At 66.5% G+C, this 19,085-nt stretch carries 14 protein-coding genes; 6 read left to right on the plus strand and 8 right to left on the minus strand.

The window, feature by feature from the left end; all coding sequences use genetic code 11:
• The first annotated feature begins 6 nt into the window (after positions 1 to 6).
• From IGW04_RS07625 to IGW04_RS07640, 4 genes are all read left to right on the plus strand, one after another.
• A complete protein-coding gene (locus tag IGW04_RS07625) occupies positions 7 to 360 on the plus strand; it encodes a hypothetical protein (protein WP_194712461.1) in 354 nt (117 codons plus the stop codon).
• A 137-nt stretch (positions 361 to 497) separates the two neighbouring features.
• Positions 498 to 3,887 (plus strand): hybrid sensor histidine kinase/response regulator, encoded by a 3,390-nt coding sequence (locus IGW04_RS07630; protein WP_194712462.1) that lies wholly within the window; start codon positions 498 to 500, stop codon positions 3,885 to 3,887.
• Positions 3,887 to 4,468, plus strand: a complete 582-nt coding sequence (locus IGW04_RS07635) for a 3'-5' exonuclease (protein ID WP_194712510.1) — start codon at positions 3,887 to 3,889, stop codon at positions 4,466 to 4,468. The genes IGW04_RS07630 and IGW04_RS07635 overlap by 1 nt, the downstream gene beginning before the upstream one ends.
• Positions 4,465 to 7,890: a CHASE domain-containing protein gene (locus IGW04_RS07640; RefSeq protein WP_194712463.1), complete on the plus strand. Its 3,426-nt coding sequence runs from the start codon at positions 4,465 to 4,467 to the stop codon at positions 7,888 to 7,890. The genes IGW04_RS07635 and IGW04_RS07640 overlap by 4 nt, the downstream gene beginning before the upstream one ends.
• A 24-nt stretch (positions 7,891 to 7,914) precedes the next feature.
• On the opposite strand, the gene IGW04_RS07645 is transcribed toward IGW04_RS07640, so the two are convergent.
• The 3 genes from IGW04_RS07645 to IGW04_RS07655 form a co-directional block, all read right to left on the minus strand.
• Positions 7,915 to 8,316 (minus strand): hypothetical protein, encoded by a 402-nt coding sequence (locus tag IGW04_RS07645; RefSeq protein ID WP_194712464.1) that lies wholly within the window; start codon positions 8,314 to 8,316, stop codon positions 7,915 to 7,917.
• A 251-nt stretch (positions 8,317 to 8,567) separates the two neighbouring features.
• The gene (locus IGW04_RS07650) at positions 8,568 to 10,097 is read right to left on the minus strand and encodes a CYTH and CHAD domain-containing protein (RefSeq protein WP_194712465.1); all 1,530 of its coding nucleotides are present in this window, start codon (positions 10,095 to 10,097) and stop codon (positions 8,568 to 8,570) included.
• A 106-nt stretch (positions 10,098 to 10,203) separates the two neighbouring features.
• Positions 10,204 to 10,560: a hypothetical protein gene (locus tag IGW04_RS07655; RefSeq protein WP_194712466.1), complete on the minus strand. Its 357-nt coding sequence runs from the start codon at positions 10,558 to 10,560 to the stop codon at positions 10,204 to 10,206.
• A 252-nt stretch (positions 10,561 to 10,812) separates the two neighbouring features.
• On the opposite strand from IGW04_RS07655, the gene pstS reads away from it, so the two are divergent.
• The gene (gene pstS, locus IGW04_RS07660; protein ID WP_194712467.1) at positions 10,813 to 11,853 is read left to right on the plus strand and encodes a phosphate ABC transporter substrate-binding protein PstS; all 1,041 of its coding nucleotides are present in this window, start codon (positions 10,813 to 10,815) and stop codon (positions 11,851 to 11,853) included.
• Positions 11,854 to 11,896: 43 nt separating this feature from the next.
• Here pstS and IGW04_RS07665 read toward each other — a convergent pair whose 3' ends face one another.
• From IGW04_RS07665 to IGW04_RS07675, 3 genes are all read right to left on the minus strand, one after another.
• Complete coding sequence (locus tag IGW04_RS07665; protein WP_194712468.1) at positions 11,897 to 12,460, minus strand: glutathione peroxidase; 564 nt, start codon at positions 12,458 to 12,460, stop codon at positions 11,897 to 11,899.
• 208 nt (positions 12,461 to 12,668) lie between these two features.
• Positions 12,669 to 13,376: an alpha/beta hydrolase gene (locus IGW04_RS07670; protein ID WP_228526916.1), complete on the minus strand. Its 708-nt coding sequence runs from the start codon at positions 13,374 to 13,376 to the stop codon at positions 12,669 to 12,671.
• A 342-nt stretch (positions 13,377 to 13,718) separates the two neighbouring features.
• On the minus strand, positions 13,719 to 13,859 hold the full coding sequence (locus IGW04_RS07675) for a hypothetical protein (protein WP_194712469.1): 141 nt from the start codon (positions 13,857 to 13,859) through the stop codon (positions 13,719 to 13,721).
• Between IGW04_RS07675 and IGW04_RS07680 the strand changes: the two genes are divergently transcribed.
• Positions 13,858 to 16,395, plus strand: a complete 2,538-nt coding sequence (locus tag IGW04_RS07680; RefSeq protein WP_194712470.1) for a PAS domain-containing protein — start codon at positions 13,858 to 13,860, stop codon at positions 16,393 to 16,395. The two genes, IGW04_RS07675 and IGW04_RS07680, sit on opposite strands and share 2 nt — an antisense overlap.
• Positions 16,396 to 16,416: 21 nt before the next feature.
• Here IGW04_RS07680 and IGW04_RS07685 read toward each other — a convergent pair whose 3' ends face one another.
• Together IGW04_RS07685 and IGW04_RS07690 are read right to left on the minus strand one after the other, a co-directional pair.
• Complete coding sequence (locus tag IGW04_RS07685; RefSeq protein WP_194712471.1) at positions 16,417 to 17,622, minus strand: GGDEF domain-containing protein; 1,206 nt, start codon at positions 17,620 to 17,622, stop codon at positions 16,417 to 16,419.
• Positions 17,623 to 17,888: 266 nt separating this feature from the next.
• A complete protein-coding gene (locus IGW04_RS07690) occupies positions 17,889 to 18,920 on the minus strand; it encodes a VWA domain-containing protein (RefSeq protein ID WP_194712472.1) in 1,032 nt (343 codons plus the stop codon).
• Positions 18,921 to 19,085: the final 165 nt, after the last annotated feature.

The raw sequence follows: 19,085 nt of genomic DNA on the forward strand, positions 1-19,085 counted from the left end.
CTTACCGTGGCCAGCGAAACGACAGGACCAGCCGGACCGGACAATGGCGCGCCAGCCGGCGTCGAGCCGGCGAAGAAACGCAGTGGCCATCCGCAGGATGGCAGCCAGTTGCAGACCGTGGTCGAAGAACAGCTTTTCATCGAGACCGCGAAGGACGACCAGTTCAGCGAAATGCCGGGCGACCCGCGCTCCCAGCCGCCGCATCACCACAAGGCAAAGCAGCCGCCGCAGGGGGCCGCGCCGGCATCCGACCTCGAGCCTCCCGAGCAGGCCCGCGAGACCAGCCCGGAAAGCGCGCCGGAAGAGCCGGTGGAAGGCCTGGTGCTGGGCAACTCGGGATTCCCGGCCAGAGGCAATTGAGGCGGCCAGCATCGCTGGTTTGTTCCGCAGCGTGTAAAGGCGATTGTTTTGCCACCCGTGGCCGCATTACCATTTAGAATTTCAGGCTCCAAATGCCAACTCCATGCGCCGGCTCCCGGCCTGAAGCCTGAATCTGAATGAATGCGATTATTCGGTTGAATCCGGAAGCGACACGTTTGCGCCTGAGCGCCTTCGACTGGTCCGCCACGCCACTGGGGCCACGGCGTGCATGGTCGCCGGTATTGCGTACCGCAGCCGACATCCTGTGCAATGCGCCGCTGCCCACGCTGCTGCTGTGGGGGCCGCAGCATACGCTGATTTATAACCAGACCTTTGCCGCGCTGGCCGGCGAACGCGATGCCGACGCCTTCGGCCGACCGGCCGCGGCAGCCTGGCCGCAACTGCTGCCGGCCGGCGGCGACAGCCAAGCGGGCGTGCCGCAGCGCCAGCATCTTTTCATTGGCGGGCAAGGATTCGACCTGTACTACACGCCGCTGGGCACAGACGCCGCCGATGATGGCAACGATGCCGGCTATCTGGTCACCGTCACCGAAACCGCGCCGCAGGCGCAGAACAGCCCCGACAGCGGCATGGTGCGGCGCCTGCACGAAGCGATCGCCGCGGAACGCCTGGAAGCCGATACCCAGCGCCATGCGCGCGCCGACGAGAGCGATTTCCTGCGCAGCCTGTTCGAACAGACGCCGGGCTTCACGGCGGTGCTGCGCGGCCCGCGCCATGTGTTCACCGTCGCCAACGCGCCCTACCGCCATCTGGTGGGACGCGAGGACATCATCGGCAAGCCGGTCGACGAGGCGCTGCCGGAGGTGGTGGACCAGGGTTTCGTGACGCTGCTCGACCAGGTGTATGCCAGCGGCGAACCCTATATCGGCAAGGAAATGCAGTTGAAGCTGCGCGGCGGCAACGGCGGCGCGCAGCGCACCGTGCTGCTCGATTTCGTGTATCAGCCGATACGCGACCCGTCCGGCGCCGTGACCGGCATCTTCGTGCAGGGCGTCGACGTGACCGAACAGACCGCCAATGCCGAGCGCCTGCGGATTGCGCAGGAAGCCGGCGGCATCGGCAGCTTCGAGTGGTTTCCCGATACCGACCAGCTGGTGTGCTCGGATACCTACCGCCGCCTGTGGGGATTGCCGGACGATGTGCCCGTCACCGGCAGCATGCTGGTGGCCATGGTCAGCCCGCAGGACCGGCATGAGGTCGGGCCGGCCAAGCTGGCGCGCGAGGCCAATCCGCTGGAATACGCGGAATACGAGATCACCCGGGCCGACAATGGCGAAAAACGCTGGCTGGCGCGGCGCGGCAAGGTGATCGAGCGCGACGGCCGCAAGCGCTACCTGGGCGTGGCCTTCGACGTCACCCACAGGAAGCGCATCGACCAGGCGCTGCGCGACAGCGAGACGCGCATCCAGCAGAGCAATGAATTCATCCGCCTGCTGCTCGACTCGACCGAGGAAGGCTTCTATTCGATCGACCGCAATGGCCGCACCACCCTGTGCAACCGCGCCTTCATGCGCATGCTGGGCTTCACCCAGGCCTCGCAGGTCATCGGCAAGCCGCTGCACGACCTGATCCACCACAGCCATCCGGACGGCGCCCCTTACCAGCCCGACGAGTGTCCCATCCTGCGCACCGCCCGCACCGGCGAATCGGCGCTGGTCGACGAGGAAGTGTTCTTCCGCGTCGACGGCAGCAGCTTCCCGGTGGAATACCGGTCGCATCCGGTGCGTCGCAACGGCGTGCTCGAAGGCGCGCTATGCACCTTCACCGACATCACCGCGCGCCGCCAGCACATGGCCACGCTGCGCGACCTCAATGAAACCCTGGAGCAGCGCGTGGTGGAAGAGATCAGCCGCCGCGCCGACGCCGAGAACGCGCTGCGCCAGGCGCAGAAGATGGAAGCGATCGGCCAGCTGACCGGCGGCGTCGCGCATGACTTCAACAATGTGCTGCAGGTGGTCGGCGGCAACCTGCAGCTGCTGCAGAGCCAGCTGGCCGGCAACCAGGCGGCGCAGAAGCGCCTCGACACCGCGCTGGCGGCGGTGCTGCGCGGCGCCAAGCTGGCGTCGCAGCTGCTGGCCTTTGCCCGGCGCCAGCCGTTGCAGCCGGTGGTCATCAACCTCGGCGACCTGGTGCGCAACATGGACGACCTGCTGCGGCGCGCGCTGGGCGAGGCGGTCAGCGTCAGCACCGTGGTCGAGCCGGACCTGTGGAACACTTTGGCCGACCCCGGCCAGATCGAAAACGTGATCCTGAACCTGGTGATCAATGCCCGCGACGCGATGCAGGGCGAGGGCCGGCTGACGCTGGAACTGGCCAACGTGGACCTGGACGGGCAGGCATTCGGCGCAGCCGACCCGGTACCGGCCGGCGGCTATGTGATGCTGGCCGTGACCGACACCGGCTCCGGCATGTCGCCGGCGGTGCTGGAAAAGGCCTTCGAGCCCTTCTTCACCACCAAGCCGGAAGGCGAGGGCACCGGCCTGGGCCTGTCGATGGCCTATGGCTTCGTGCGCCAGAGCGGCGGCACCATACGCATCTACAGCGAGGTTGGCGTCGGCACCACGATACGCATCTATCTGCCGCGTTCGACCCAGGCCAAGGACGCCTTGCCCGACCTGCTGTCGGGGCCCGTCATCGGCGGCAATGAAACCATCCTGGTGGCGGAGGACGATCCCGATGTGCAGTCGACCGTGGTCGACATCCTGAGCACGCTGGGCTACCGGGTGCTGAAGGCCGACGATGGCGAGGGCGCGCTGGTGATCCTTCGCAGCGGCATGCATATCGACATGCTCTTCACCGATGTGGTGATGCCCGGCCCGGTGCGCAGCGTGGAACTGGCGCGCCAGGCGCGGCTGCTGATTCCCGACATCGCCGTGCTGTTCACCTCGGGCTATCCGCAGAATGCGATCGTGCATGGCGGCCGCCTGGACGAGGGCGTGGAACTGCTGTCCAAGCCTTACCGGCGTACCGACCTGGCGCGCAAGATCCGCCATATATTCGCCAACCGGCAGCAGGCGATGGGGCGCAGCGCCGCGCCGCCGCCGCCGCCATTGCCGGCCGCATCCGGACCGGCCCCGGCGGCCGGCCAGCCGGCGCCGTCCGCCGATACCGCCGATGCCGCCGATGCCGCCGCGCAGGATGGCGCGCTGCGCATCCTGGTGGTGGAAGACAACGAGGATTCGCGCATCCTGGTGTGCGAGCTGCTCTTTACGCTGGGGCACGAGGTGACCGGCGTGGGCAGCGCCGAGGAGGCGCTGGAGGCGCTGGAGGGCGGCGGCTTCGACACCCTGTTTACCGATGTCAGCCTGCCCGGCATGTCGGGCGTGGAGCTGGCCAAGAAGGCCGCGGTCATGGCGCCGGGCCTGGCGATCATCTTCGCTTCGGGTTACGGCGCCTCCATCAGCTCCCATCTGAACATCCGCTCGCGTTCCCTGGCCAAGCCTTACGACCTGAATCAGCTGCGCGCCGTGCTGGCGGCGGTTGCCGCCGATGCGAGCGCCGCGTGATGGCGCCAGACGATCCAGCCGGCCTGCCGCCCTATGCGGGACTGGACCCTGCCAGCATCACGCTGGTGCGGGACGATGCCGGCGCCGCCGCTGCGCGCCGGGTGCTGGAAGCCGCCGACGCGCTGGGCTTCGACACCGAGTCGCGTCCCACCTTCGTGCGTGGCGAAGCGTCCAGCGGTCCGCACCTGGTGCAGCTGGCCACCGACAGCCATTGCTTCCTCTACCAGGTCGACCATCTTGCCGACCTGGCCGACCTGCGTGCCGTGCTTGAATCGCCCGGCCTGGTCAAGGCCGGTTTCGGCCTGGGCGACGATCTGCGCCGCCTGGCATCGAAGTGCGACATTCATTGCGGCGGCGTGCTGGACCTGGCCCAGCTGCTGCGCCATAACAGGCGCGAAGCGATGGGCGTGAAGAAGGCGGTGGCCGGCCTGCTTGGGCGGCGCCTGGAAAAATCCAAGCGGGTCGCCACCACCAACTGGGCCAGCCGCAGGCTGAGCGAACGGCAGATGCTGTATGCCGCCAATGATGCGCATGCGGCGCTTTGCGTTTATCGCGCCTGGATCGCAGGGCAGGCCCGATGAGCGTGGAACGGGGCCGCGCCGGCGCCGTCCTGTCCGGCGGGTCGCCGGCGGACGACGTCGCATCGCCGTCCGGGGCGGCGCGCGTGCCGCTGCTGTCCTGGCTGCTGCCCCTGCTGGTGCTGCTGCTGTGCCTGGGGCTTACCGCGCTGGCCTGGCATGAAGCGCGCAGCGCCGCTGCCCGCAGCCAGCAGCAGGACTTCGACTACCAGGTTCGCCGCATCCTGACCCTGCTGCAGCAGCGCATGGCGACGTATGAGCAGGTATTGCGCGGCGCCCAGGGCTTCGTCGGCAGCCACGCCATGGCCGAGCGCGACGACTTCGCCCGTTATGTGGCCACGCTGCGGCTGGAGGAAAGCTTTCCCGGCATCCAGGGCATTGCCATTGCCGAGATGATTCCGGCCGGCCAGCGCGAAGCCCACATGGCGCGGGTGCGCGCCCAGGGCGTGGGCAACTATGCCGTCCGCCCCGATGGCGAGCGGCCGGCCTACAGCGCCATCGCGCAGATCGAGCCGGCCACGGCAATGAACATGCGCGCGCTGGGTTACGACATGCTGACCGAGCCGGTGCGGCGCGACGCCATGGAGCGCTCGCGCGACAGCGGCATGGCGGCGCTGACCGGCAAGCTGCGGCTGGTGCAGGAGCAGGAGCCGCATGTGCAGTCGGGCGTGATCGTCTACCTGCCGGTATATGGACACGCGCTCCCGCTGGACACCGTGGCGCAGCGGCGCGCCGCGCTGGTGGCCTGGGTCGGCGCGCCGTTCCGCATGAACGACCTGATGCTGGGCCTCTTGGGGGAGCGCGCCGGCGACGTCCGGCTGCGCATCTTCGACGGCGCCGGCATGGCCGAAGATGCCCGGCTTTATGATTCGGCTGCCGCCGGCAATGCCGCCCCGGCCGAGCTGCAGGCGCTGCGCCGCCTCCGCATTGCCGACCGCGACTGGACGCTGGCCATCGACAGCACGCCCGCATTCGAGGCGCGCTTCAACAGCGGCGCCCCCTTGCTTGTCGCCGGCGCCGGCGCCGGCATCAGCGTGCTGCTGGCGCTGCTGGTCTGGCTGCTGGCAAGCGGGCGCAGCCGCGCGCTGGCGCTGGCGGGCAGCATGACGCGCGCACTGCGCGCCAGCCAGCTGCGCTGGCAATACGCGCTGGAAGGCGCCGGCGACGGCGTCTGGGACTGGAACAACCATACCGGCGAAGTCGTGCTGTCGCGGCGCTGGAAGGAAATGCTGGGCTACGCCGAGTCCGAGGTGGAAGACAGCGTTGCCAGCTGGGACAGGCTGATGCATCCGGAGGACAGGGAACGCGCGATGCAGGTGCTGCGCAACTACGTGGCTGGCGCCCTGCCGGACTATGCCCAGGAAATCCGCATGCGCTGTCGCGACGGCAGCTGGAAGTGGATCCTGACGCGCGGCATGGTGGTCAGCCGCGATGCCCAGGGCAGGGCGCTGCGCACCATCGGCACCCATACCGACATCAGCCGGCTCAAGCAGAACGAGGACGCGCTGCGCGTGGCCTACAGCGCCACCGCGGCGGAGCAGCAGCGCATCCGCGTCATCCTGGAGAACTCCTACGACGCCTTCATCGCCGTCGGCCCCGACGAGCGCATCACCGACTGGAACGTGCAGGCCGAACGCACTTTCGGCTGGAGCGCGCATGAGGCGATCGGACGCAGCCTGGCCGGCCTGATCATTCCCAAGCAGCAGCGTGCCGAGCACCTGGCCAGCTTCGCCCGCTTCATCGAGCGCGGCGACGGCGCCGGCGGCCGCCAGGAAATCATGGCACTGCATCGCAGCGGCCGGCTGATACCGGTCGAACTTGCGCTGGCGGCGATGCCGCATGAAGGCGGCGGCTATGCCGCCACCGCATTCGTGCGCGACATCAGCGACCGGCGCGAGGCCGAGCGCCTGCGCGCCGAGCATGAGCGTTCGCTGGAAGAGGCGCGCGCGGCGCTGCATCATGCGCAGAAGCTGGAAGCGGTCGGCAAGCTCACCGGCGGCATCGCCCACGACTTCAACAATGTGCTGCAGATCATCAGCGGCTACCTGCAGCTGATGCAGCGCGAGGTGGCCGCCGGCGGCCTGCTGGCGCGGCAGATGTCCAGTGCGCTGGACGCGGTCGATCGCGGCGCGCGCCTGGCGTCGGGCCTGCTGGCCTTTGCCCGGCGCCAGCCGCTGCGGCCGGTGGCGGTGAACCTTGCCCGGCTGGTCAGGGGCATGGAAGAGCTGCTGCGCGGCGCGCTGGGCGAATCGACCACGCTGGCCATCCATGCGCACGAGGCCCTGTGGAACACCCTGGTCGACCGTGACCAGCTGCAGAACGTGATCCTGAACCTGGCCATCAACGCCCGCGACGCGATGGATGGCGTGGGCAGCGTCGACATCACGCTGGACAATCTGACGCTGGCTGCCGGCGAGCTGCGTTCACGGCCCGATCTCGCCGCCGGCGACTATGTCGTGCTGGCGATGAAGGACAGCGGCACCGGCATCACGCCGGAAGTGCGGGAGCGCGCATTCGAGCCGTTCTTCACGACCAAGGCCGAGGGCGCCGGCACCGGCCTCGGGCTGGCGATGGCCTACGGCTTCGTTGCGCAGAGCGGCGGGCATATCGATATCGATGGCGTGCCCGGCGCCGGCACCACGGTCCGCCTGTTCCTGCCGCGCAGCACCGCGGCGGAGAGCGCGGCGCCGGAGGCGGCCGGCCCGGCGCCGCAGGGCGGTGACGAGCATGTCCTGGTGGTGGAGGATGACGAGGCGGTCCGGGATTCGGTCTGCACGATGCTGGGCCAGCTGGGTTACCGGGTCCGCAGCGCCGGCGACGCGCAGACCGCGCTCGACATGCTGCGCCAGGGCGTGCCGGCCGATCTGGTGTTTACCGACGTGGTGATGCCGGGCCCGCTGCGCGCGCCGGACATGGTGCGCGCAGCCCTGGCGCTTCGCCCCGGCCTGGCCGTGCTGTATGCCTCGGGCCATACCCGCGACGCGGTACTGCAGGGCGTCAGTGGCGCCGAGCCGCTGCTGCTGAAAAAGCCTTACCGGCGCGAACAGCTTGCCCGCGGCGTGCGCCAGGCGCTGGCCCAGGTCGCGGCGCCGCGCGCGGCACGGCGGGTGCTGGTGGTGGAGCAGCAGGAGGATTCGCGCCAGATCGTCTGCGACATGCTGTCGCTGCTGGGCCATGCGCCGCACGGCGTGGCCAGCATGGACCAGGCGCGCGAGGCGCTGGCCGGATGGGCGACGGACATCCTGCTGGTCGCCGACGATGTCGCCGACCGCGAGCAGGCAGGCGACATCGCAAGCGCCTATCCGTCGCTGCGGCTGGTCATGGTGGGTGAGGCGCCGCACGGCATGGCGGCGGCCCTGATCGGCAAGCCCTACCGCATGGATGCGCTGCGCATGGCTATAGGCGGCGCCGGCCCCGGCGCCTAGCCGCCAGCCAAGGAAGCGGGGGAATTATTTCTGCTTGCTGGGACGGCCCGCCTTGACCGGCGTGAGCGTGCCGAGCGCCTGCTGGATCTGGGCGACTTCCATCTTGCGCAGCAGCGACACCGCCACCCGCAGCAGTTCGCTCTTCTTCACCGCCACGCCTGCCTTGATGCAGGCTTTCTTCATTTCGGCCAGCGCCTCATATTCGGCTTCCGGCATCGTGAAGCTGTCGCGCACCAGCTTCTGCTTTTTCGCCTTGGGCTTGTCCTTGTCCTTCTTCTTCTCGGTGACGGGTGCGACGGGCCGGGCAGTCTCCTGGTCCAGCGCCACTTCGGGCAACATCACTTCAGGCGAAGCCACGGTCGGCGAAAGTGCCGCCAGGACTTTCTTCTGCCTGGGCACGGCGGTTTTCCTGGTGGGTAAGGCCATGTCATTGGAATCTCTTGCCACGAAGCGCTCCCGAAGTTAATCGTATAAATAATATATACAGTTTCGCCGGCGCCGGCAATGGTCGAGTGCGCCGATGAAACGGGCCGTCGCCCACTGGCCGCGCCTGCGGGATCGCACTGCCGTGACGGCAAGCTCATCGGCCTGACGGCGTGCGATCGCAGCGCGACTTAATCATGGCTGGATGACGTCCTGATGACGCGCCTGCAACACGCTTCATGGCGTGCGATTCATCATCCCGGCTGCGGCACCTGGCGCAGGCTTTTCCAGCGCTTGCACAGCCTGCGCAGCGCGTCCGGCTCGCGCGCCTGCAACAGGCCGCAGGCGAATCCGGCGGCCAGCGCCTGGGAAGGCTGGCGTTGCGCCAGGTCGCGCAGCAGGCCCTGTGCCACCGCGGCATCATTGAGCCCGCCCAGGCTGTCCTGCAGCGCAGTCAGCGCCCGGACGAACGGCCGCACCTGGCGTTGCGGATACAGGCTGGAAAGGAATTCCGTGGCGTAACGCATGCGCTTGGCGGCAATCCGCAGCCGGTGCCGGGCCGGCGCATCGGCATGCACCAGATTGCGGGCGCGCCGCTTCATCCGGCGCTCGCCCTGCTTCAGCACGCGCCGGGCAAAGCGGCCAACCGGCGCGGACAGGGTTTTGCGCTGTTCCGGCGACGCTTCATGCTGCCAGCGCGCGCCATGCAGCCAGGCGATCAGGTTCAGCAGCAGCCGGGCATGACGGGCCGAGCCCACCGCCTGCGCGGCGCGGGCGCGGTTGCCGTCGGCCTGCGCCTGCGCCGCCTGCTGCAGCGGCGGCAGCAGCGCGTCGTTCTGTTCATGCATCAGGTCCGACAGGGTGTCGCCCGCCAGCACTTCCCAGTCGCGCGCGGCGCCCAGTTCGCCGCCGAGCCAGCGCAATTCCTGGTCCAGCCCGGCCGGCAGCGGCGCCAGTTCCTCGAACATTTTCAGCAGCGAACGCAGCCGGCGCAGCCCGACCCGCATCTGGTGCACATGCTCGGGGTCGCCGCCCCGCATTACGCCGGCCTCGTTGCCCTGCATCTGCGCAATGCAGTTGCCGGCGATGGCCTGGAGCGCCTGTTCCACCGTCATCGCATCGGCCAGTTCGACCGGGGCAGCCTTGACCAGCGGCGGCGGCGCCGGATGCATCATCGCGTAACCGCGCGCGCTCTTGCTGGCATTGCCCAGGCGCAGCGGGATGTCGTCCAGCAGCGCCAGCGCAAAGTCGAACAGCGGCGCGGCGTCGCCCGATTTGACTTCCAGTTCGATTTCGCTGATCGCCTCGCGCTGCTCGCCACGGCGCAGTTCGCCCTGGTCCAGCACCAGTTCGGCCTGCCGGCCCTCGCCGAAATCCAGCAGCCAGGCGGTGCGGTCGATGCGGTTGGAAAACACCGGCGCAATCGCCTCCTGCAGCCTGGTGTCAGCCAGCCGCTCGAACCAGGCGCTATCCTGGCCGACGGCCTCCCGCAGCGCCGCCAGGTCGGGCGCCCCGGCATCGACCTCGGTCTCCCATTCATTGCGGCTGTGCAGCCCGCCCTGGACCTGGTTGCCGTCCTTGAGCGTCTGCACCCAGGCATTGTCGGCATGCCGCACCCGCAGCGCCGCCCGGTGGCGGCTGAAATACAGGTCGGGCGTGTCGAAATAGGTGGTGTCCATCTGATGCCGCGTCGGTGCAGCGACGGCATGTTTTTTCAGCAGCGGATGGTCAAGGAGGGCCTGCGCATGCGCGGGCTCGATCAGGAGCTTGAGTTCGATTTCCATAAGGCGGCCGCTTCAAAGGGAGAGGGCCAGTATAGCCGGCGGTATGGCCAGGCCCTTGGTAGAGCGCAAGCCGCCAGCCACCAGTCGCCAGCCACGACCGCGGCATTCAGATCACCGTATATTCCGGCAGCCGGATCACCCGCATGTTCAGCGATGCATACATCAGTTCTTCATGGGAATTGACCAGCCGGACTTCATACGCGCCCTGCTTGCCGTTGCCGAAGCGGATCTCGCTGGCCAGTTCTTCCCAGTCGGTGCGGTCGCGGATGTCATCGGTCTCCAGGCACAGGAAGACCAGCAGGTCGGCGTCGACCTTGCTCAGCGCATTCAGTCCGACCCGCACCAGCGCGCTGGGAATGCGGTCGTCGATGATCATGCCGTAGACCTTCATGCCCTCCGGATAGCGGAATTGCTGCTCGGGGCTGCTGCTGCTGTCGGTCGTGTTGTTCACTGTTTCCATCATGCTTTCCTCCGGTGGTGTTTGACGCCAGGCGTGCGCCGTGTGGCCGATGGCGCCGCCGTCTGTTTGCGGGGCTTTCCAGATGGAGTGCCTCAAGCACCAAAGATTCCTTGCAACCATTGACGCAAACCCGTTCCAGGTGCGATTGGCAGCCAGTTCCTGCCAGGGCATCACTGTCACGCTGTTGTCACAGTGATTGGCTACAGTGCGCGCAGTTCGTTTGTCGCAGCTTGTTCATCACTCAAGGGAAACATCATGTTCAAAGCCATCAGAAAATCCATGGCAGTCGCCGTCGGCGCTGTTGTTCTCGCTGCTTCCGCCCATGCCGCGGACATCACCGGCGCCGGCGCCACCTTTCCCTATCCGATCTATGCCAAATGGGCGGAGGCCTACAAGAAGGCCACCGGCACCGGGCTGAATTACCAGTCGATCGGCTCCGGCGGCGGCATCAAGCAGATCAAGGCGAAAACAGTGGACTTCGGCGCCTCCGACATGCCGCTGGCGGCAGAGGAACTGAACAAGGAAGGCCTGCTGCAGTTTCCGGCGATCATGGGCGGCGTGGTGCCGGTGGTAAACCTGGAAGGCGTCGCCGCCGGCCAGCTGAAGCTGACCGGCCCGGTGCTGGCCGACATCTACCTCGGCAAGATCACCAAGTGGAATGCAGCCGATATCGCGGCGCTGAACCCGGGCGTGAAGCTGCCAGACGCCGATATCACCGTGGTGCACCGCGCGGACGGTTCCGGCACCTCCTTCCTGTGGACCGATTACCTGTCCAAGACCAGCCCGGACTTCAAGAGCACGGTTGGCGCCGGCACCGCGGTGAAATGGCCGGTGGGCGTGGGCGGCAAGGGCAATGAAGGCGTGGCCGCCAACGTGCAGCGGATGAAGGGCGCGATCGGCTATGTCGAATATGCCTATGCGAAGAAGAACAATATCGCCCATGCCCAGCTGAAGAACCGCGACGGCCAGTTCGTGCAGCCGGACGACGAGACCTTCAAGGCCGCCGCCGCCAATGCCGAATGGTCGAAGACGCCGGGCATGGCCGTCGTGCTGACCGACCAGGCCGGCAAGAATGCCTGGCCGGTGACGGGCGCCTCCTTCATCCTGATGCATCGCAGCCAGGCCGACTCGGCCAAGGGCCGCGAAGTGCTGAAGTTCTTTGACTGGGCCTACAGGGAAGGCGGCGCGATGGCCGCCGAGCTGGACTACGTGGCGATGCCGCCGGCGGTGGTGAAGCAGGTGGCCGACCTGTGGAAGGGCGAAGTGAAAGACGGTGGCGGCAAGGCCATGTGGTAAGTCGCCCGGTCCGTGGCGCTGGGCTCCTGACCCGCTTTCGGGGTCAGGAGCCCAGCGCCTTTTCGATCGCGGCCTTCAGCCGGGCGTCCTGCGGCGTGACCTGGCTCGGATAGCTGGCAATCACCTTGCCGTCCCGTCCCACCAGGTACTTGTGGAAGTTCCAGGCCGGCATCTGGCCGGTGGCCGCAGCGAGCTGTGCATGCAGCGGATTGGCTTGCTTGCCGGTCACCACGGACTTGGCGAACATCGGAAACTTCACGCCGTAGGTGTTGTAGCAGAAGTCGGCAATCTGCTTGCTGTTGCCCGGCTCCTGTCCGCCGAAGTCATTCGATGGAAATCCCAGCACCACCAGCCCGCGCTCGCGGTATTTGGCGTACAGCGCTTCCAGGCCTTCGTACTGGCTGGTGTAGCCGCAATAGCTGGCGGTGTTGACCACCAGAGCCACCTTGCCGGCGTACTGGCAGAGATTCTGCTGCGCATCGTCCTGCAGCCGCTTGAACTGGTGGTCCAGCAGCGCCGGGCAGGACGGCGCCGGCGGCGTCTGCGCCAATGCAGGACCGCTGGCAAGCGCGATGCCGATACACAGAAACAGGCGATGCAAACTCATGGATGCCTCCCGACGAAAAAGCCATGATAAACCGGTAGTCGAAACCTTGCTTCTCATGTCAGGCAGGGTGCGACACCCGCAGGGCATTGCACCAGGGTTGGCTGGAACCCGCGCCTTTGTAGCGGCTGTCAGGGTCGCAATGGCGTAGGGTGGGGTGGAATACCCCGGAGAAGCATTCCACCGAGCCGTTGATTACTGCAAGAAGCAATCAGGCCTGCACGGCCTGATCCGGCATCGTTGCGTTGTCGTGCTCGAGAAACCAGCCCAGCGCCCGCTGCGCGATCCCGGGCGGCACCACATGCCCGCCCGCGAACTCGACATACGTCACCGGATAGCCCTCTTTTTCCAGGCGCGGCACGATGCGCCGGCTGCAGATCGCCACCGGCAGCACGTCATCCGCATCGCCGTGCGCGATGAACACCCGCGGCAAACCGCGGCTGGCCAGCGGCAGGATGAAGCCGGGCGAGAAGGCGATCACATGGGAAAACAGGTCGCCATTGTCCATGCCCAGCGACAGCGCATAGGAGGCGCCATCGGAAAAGCCCCCGACGGCAAGGCGGGTCGTGTCGATTGCATAGTCGGCGAAGACCATGGCCAGGCTGCGCTCTATCAGTTCCACATCGGCGCCGTAGTAATGGCGGGCGATCAGGTCCCAGGTCGAGTCGCGCGATGCCGGCGCCAGCAGGATCAGGCCGGCGGCGTCGGCATGCTCGCGCAGCAGGTCCAGGCCATGCAGCGCATGGCCGCCGGCGCCGTGCAGCAGCAGCGCCATCGGGGCCGGGCAATCGGGACGGTAGCCTGGCGGCACATACAGGTAGCTGTCGCGGCCATTGGCATCGGGCAGCGCCTGCAGGCCGGTCGGCCCGGGATGGGCAATGGATTTGGGCCGGGAATGCAGGTGGGAGTCGGCGGGCATGGGTCGGCTGCATCCTTCAGAAGATTAAAAAAATATCAACATGGATCAGATGCTTGGAATGTGCGCCTGCCTGTCGGTTCAACCCGACAGGCGTGTTATCGCCGGAATTTGACGCAGCAAAGACCTGGATGCCGCCATGCGACCATCAGAACGATACCGAATACAGGATGGCGGCGAACGACACCACGATTAATGAAATGCAAACCAGCTCCGCGATGGACTTCATGACGATCTCCCTGTGCTCATGTTGAAGATAGTGCAATGGACAGACGGCAAAACAGTTGATCAAACGCAACTATAATTTGCGCCTTATTGCCGGACAGAACATTGTGTTCGGCAAAATCAAGGAATTGTTCCCGTCTCTTTGCCCGATCCAATGATCAATTGGTAAAGAATTTCGAATTTCCCGCCAGAACAGTGGACAATAGCGCCGCGGCGCGTCCAGCCTCGCCGCAGTGTCGAACCGGATTGCGGATTATTCATGAAGTTTTCATCATTCCAGCGTCTCTCCTTGCCCCTGCAGACACTGCTGCTGCTGGCCTGCACCTTGCCGATACTGTGGGCCCTGCTTCTATTCGATCTGCATCGGCTCAACCACCAGGCGCGCACCCTGAGCGGCGCACAGATGGACAACCTGGCACGCGCCTTTGCCGAGGAAGTAAAGTCGTCCATCAGCTCGATCGACCTGACACTGGTTGAATTGCGGGATGAATGGCAGGGCGGCTACAACGATTTCTCGCAGGTGGTCAGCCGGCGCCAGGCCTTCCTGGAAAAGGACATCGGCTTCCAGGTGGCCATCATCAATGCCGCCGGCAACCTGGTGTTTTCCAGCGTCCGCTCGCCAGCCATGACGATGAACTTCGCCGACCGCGAACACTTCCGCGTGCACCTCGGCCTGGCATTCGGCGACCGGCTGTTCATCAGCAAGCCGGTGATGGGGCGCCTGTCCAAGCGCTGGAGCATCCAGTTCACCCGGCCCCTGATCGATGCCAGCGGCAATTTCTCCGGCGTCATCGTGCTGTCGGTATCGCCGAATTATTTCGGGCGCTTCTATAACACCATCGACCTCGGCAAGAATGGTTCGATCACCCTGGCGCGCGCCAGCGGCGAGATCCTTGCCCAATCGCCCGATTCGGAAAACGCGATGGGCAAGACCATCGCCGATGCGTCCTTCCTTGCGTCCGGCCCGGCCGAATACGGCCAGTATGAAGGACGCTCCGGCCTCGACGACATCGAGCGGCTGTCGGGCTGGCGCCTGCTGCCCAAGGAAGAAATGGTGGTGGTGGTCGGCCAGTCGCTCGATACCATCCTGGCGTCCTACCGCCAGCAGCGAGCCGCGTATTTCTCGATCGGCGCCGCGATCTCGGTGCTGCTGGCGACGATAGGCTATTTCCTGCTGGCCGGCATGCGCCAGCGCGCCATCGCCACCGAGGCGCTGGTCGACAGCGAGGCGCGCTGGAAATTCGCGCTGGAAGGCGCCGCCGAAGGCGTGTGGGACTGGGATGTGCGCAGCGGGCAGGTCCAGTTCTCGCGGCGTTGGAAAGAAATCCTCGGTTATGCCGACGACGCCATCGGCAGCCATATCGACGAGTGGAACGGCAGGATCCACCCGGAAGACAAGCCGCGGGTGCTGGCCGAGCTGGAATCGCACCTCGACGGCACGACCCCGACCTACAACAGCGAGCACCGGATGCGCTGCCAGGACGGCGGCTGGAAGTGGGTGCTGGAGCGCGGCATGGTGGTGAGCCATGCGGCCGACGGCCAGCCGCTGCGCATGGTCGGCACCTTCTCCGACATCAGCCAGCGCAAGGAGGCCGAGCAGCTCGACCGTGAACGCCTGCAGGCGCTGGATGAAAGCCGGCGCGCGCTGCAGCAGGCGCAGAAACTGGAAGCGCTGGGACGCCTGACCGGCGGCATCGCCCATGACTTCAACAACATCCTGCAGACCCTGACCACCGGCATCCAGCTGTCGCTGTTTTCCGTGAAGGACCAGGGCATCCAGACCGCGCTCCTGGCCTGCCAGCGCGCGGTGGAGCGCGGCGTGCAGTTGACGCGCCAACTGCTGGTATTCGGCCGCGTCCAGGAGGCGCATTTGAAGGCGGTGCACCTGCCGCGGCAGATGCAGGAAATCCATTCTTTGCTGCGCGGCGCGCTGCCCAGCAATATCGAATTTTTCGTCGGCATGCCCGAGACCCTGTGGCCGGTGCGCATCGACCCGCTGCAATTCGAGCTCGCCATGCTGAACCTGACCATGAATGCCAGGGACGCGATGCCGCAGGGCGGCCAGTTCAGCATCAGCGCCAGCAATGTCAACCTTGCGGCCGCCGCCAACGGCCTTGCGCCCGGCGACTATGTGCATCTGCGCATCCGGGACACTGGCGAAGGCATGAGCGAAGAGGTGATGCAAAAGGCGCTGGACCCGTTCTTCACCACCAAGGTGGTGGGCAAGGGCTCGGGCATGGGGCTGGCGCAGGCTTACGGTTTTGCCAGCCAGATGGGCGGCACGCTGACCCTGCAGAGCAGCAGGGGCGAAGGCCTGGACGTGGCGATCTACCTGCCGCGCAGCCTGCAGGAAGCGCCCGCGGCGGCGCCGTCCGCCAATGCGACCGCGCCGGCGGCGCGCTCGCGTGGCCGCATCCTGCTGGTCGAGGACGATACCCTGGTCAGCCAGACGGTGAGCCCGGCGCTGCAGAAAGCCGGCTTCACGGTCGATGTGGCGGACAATGGCGAGGAAGCGTTGCGCCGCCTGGAATCCCGGCAGCCATTCGACCTGGTGTTCTCGGACATCGTCATGCCGGGCGCCGTCAGCGGCATCGAGCTTGCCGAGATCGTGCGCAGCCGCTTCCCGGCGATGCGCATCATGCTGGCGACAGGCTACTCCGAGCGCCGTGTGGAAACCGCGGGGATACGCACCCTGGCCAAGCCCTATGCGGTCGACACGCTGGTGACTGCCCTCAACGAGGAACTGTATGGCGCCAGGGGGCCGGCCGATGACGAGCCCGCCCGGCACGTTCATTGAAGCGCTGCGGCGCAGGGACGCTTATTGCGCCAGCGGACGGTTTGGCGCCATACCGTCCCTGCCGGACGCATGGCCGACCTCGGGCGCAATCTCCACCCGGTTCTTGCCCAGCTTCTTGGCAATGTAGAGCGCCCGGTCGGCCCCCTCGATCATCTGCGCCACCTCCAGCGCGCCCTGTTCGGCCGACTGCACGCCCAGGCTGGCGGTAAAGGATGGCAGGCCGTCGAACACACCCTCGCTGAACCTGGCGCGGATGCGCTCCGCCACGGCAGTCGCCTCGTCCAGCGCGGTGTCGGGCAGGAGCAGTGCGAATTCCTCGCCGCCATAGCGGCACAGCAGGTCATGGGCGCGCAGTTCGCCGGCGGTGACTGTGGCGAATGTCCTGATCACCGCGTCGCCCACCGGGTGGCCGTGGCCGTCGTTGATGCGCTTGAAGTCGTCGATGTCGATCAGCAGCAGCGACAGCGGCCTGCGCTGGCGGCGCGCGCGCAGGACTTCACCGGCCATCATCCTGAAAAACGTGGCGCGGGTGTAGGCGCCGCTGAGATCGTCATGCGAGGCGGCATATTCCAGCTTTTCCTGCACCCGGGTGGTGACCATGAGCATGAAGCCGAAGCTCAGGCCGACCAGCGCGATCGAAAAGCTGGCCAGGTAAAACATGTGGACCATCGAATTGTCATTCCAGTAGTCGTCGCTGTTCTGGCCGGCAAGGGCGAAATAAAACCGGCCCAGCGATACCAGCGCCTCGACGGCAAACAGCGCACCGGTGAAGCGCTCGGCAAAGCCCTGCTTCTTCATCCGGAACAGGAACCATGCGCTGAGCCCGAACAGCAGCGTGTTGATGGAAGTGATGAATTCAAGCCGGCCGCGATAGTTGTCGGCCACCATGGTCAGCCACAGCAGCCCCGCGGCCACGGCCAGCAGCAGGCCTGCCGCCCAGCCGTATCCGGCGCGCAGGCCGGTGAAACGGCGCAGGCTGACGTGCATCAGCACAATGCCGCCGACGATCAGCGTGTTGGCCAGCACGACCGTCAGAAGCGGCGACAGCGTATCGCGGAAAGCGAACAGGAACGCGCCGCCCACCATCGCCACGCAACCCCAGCCCCATTCGCCGATGCCGCCGATCTCCCTGGGGAAGCTGCGGCGCAGGACGAAAAAGATCATCGAGCAAAGAATGCCGGCGACTGCGGAGGTGATGATGAAGGAGCGGGGATCGAAGGTGGGCATGGCGGTAACGATTCAGGCGCTTTTCTCATCCACCGGCAAGCAGGAAGCGCCGGTCCGAAACCGACAAGGAAAGCAACGCGCAGGCAGGCCCGGAAATCATCGTCGTGCAAATATACAGGAAAAGTTTCTTTTAATAAATATTGCTGGGCATTTAACGCTCATCCAGCAGCAGAATGTCTGCGTTTGCCAACCTTACGGTTTCTCCCTGCCGTCCAGAGCCTGTCATGGCGGCTTCCAGACCGCTTTCCCGAGCTGCATGGCGAACGCTAGATCCTTGCCCTGACTGCGGACAGCGTGGCGCCGCACAAAAAGAGCAGGGCGGCCACCGCCGCGAACACGGCAGAGATTTCCTGGTTTTTCTTTTCGGCGGAAAGATTCTGGGCGAGGCGGCTGTAGATCTGCGTCAGGTCGGGCGCCGAGCCGGCATAGAAATAGTCGCCCTTGGTGATTGCCGCCATTTCCTTGAGCGTTTCCTCGTCGGGCACGACCCGGATTTCCGCGCCGTTGGGCAGCGTGACCCGGCCATTCGGCGTGCCCACCCCGACCGTGAAGATGCGCACGCCGGTCTCGGCGGCAATGCGCGCCGCCTCGATCGGATGCACGCCGGTGGTGGCGCTGCCATCGCTCAACAGGACGATCACGGCCGACTTGTACGACCCCGGCGCCACCGGCTTCGGCGCCGACTCCTCGACGGCGGCACGATCTCGTTCAGCGAGCAGCGCGCGGGCGCCACGGCTGTTGCGGTAAAGGTCGAACTGACGTTCCGGAAAGATCGCGCCGAGCGACACCAGCACCGCGGTGCCGATCGCGGTCGAGTTCTGCAGCTGCAGCTGGTCCAGCGCCGCCAGCACGCTTTCGGCGTCGGTGGTGGGCGTCTGCACGACCGCGGCAGTGCTGGCGAACGCCACCAGGCCGATGCGGGTATGGCGCGGCTGCCCGGCGATGAAGCCGCGCACGGCTGCCTGCGTTGCCGCCAGCCGGGTCGGCTTCACATCGTCGGCGGCCATGCTGCGCGAGATATCCAGCGTCAGGATCACGGTGTCGTAGGCATAGGGCAGCCGCAGGCTGGCCGCCGGCCTGGCCGCCGCCAGCAGCGCGGCTGCCAGGCCGATGAAGAACAGCAGTGGAGGCAGGTGGCGCCGCAGCGAAGCGCGCGGGCCGATTGCGCCGCGCACCAGCGCCAGGTTGGAAAACTGCGCAACCAGCTTCTTGCGGCGGCGCAGCAGCAGCACATAGGCAAGGGCGGCTGCGGGCAGTAAAGCCAGCAGCCACAGCATTTCCGGTAGCAGAAAGGTCATGGTGGTCCGATTTGCTTGAGGCGCCGCCATGAAGCCGGCGGACCATGGTCACTGTTTGAAAGCCGTAGGGAGGAACCGTTCCTGCGACTGCAACGATCTTCTTTGGGATCGTCACCAGCCGGTTGATCCTGCCTCGGCTGGCCTGCCGGATACGCGAGGCTTAAT

This window comes from Noviherbaspirillum soli (assembly GCF_015352955.1).
GTDB lineage: Bacteria > Pseudomonadota > Gammaproteobacteria > Burkholderiales > Burkholderiaceae_D > Noviherbaspirillum_A > Noviherbaspirillum_A soli.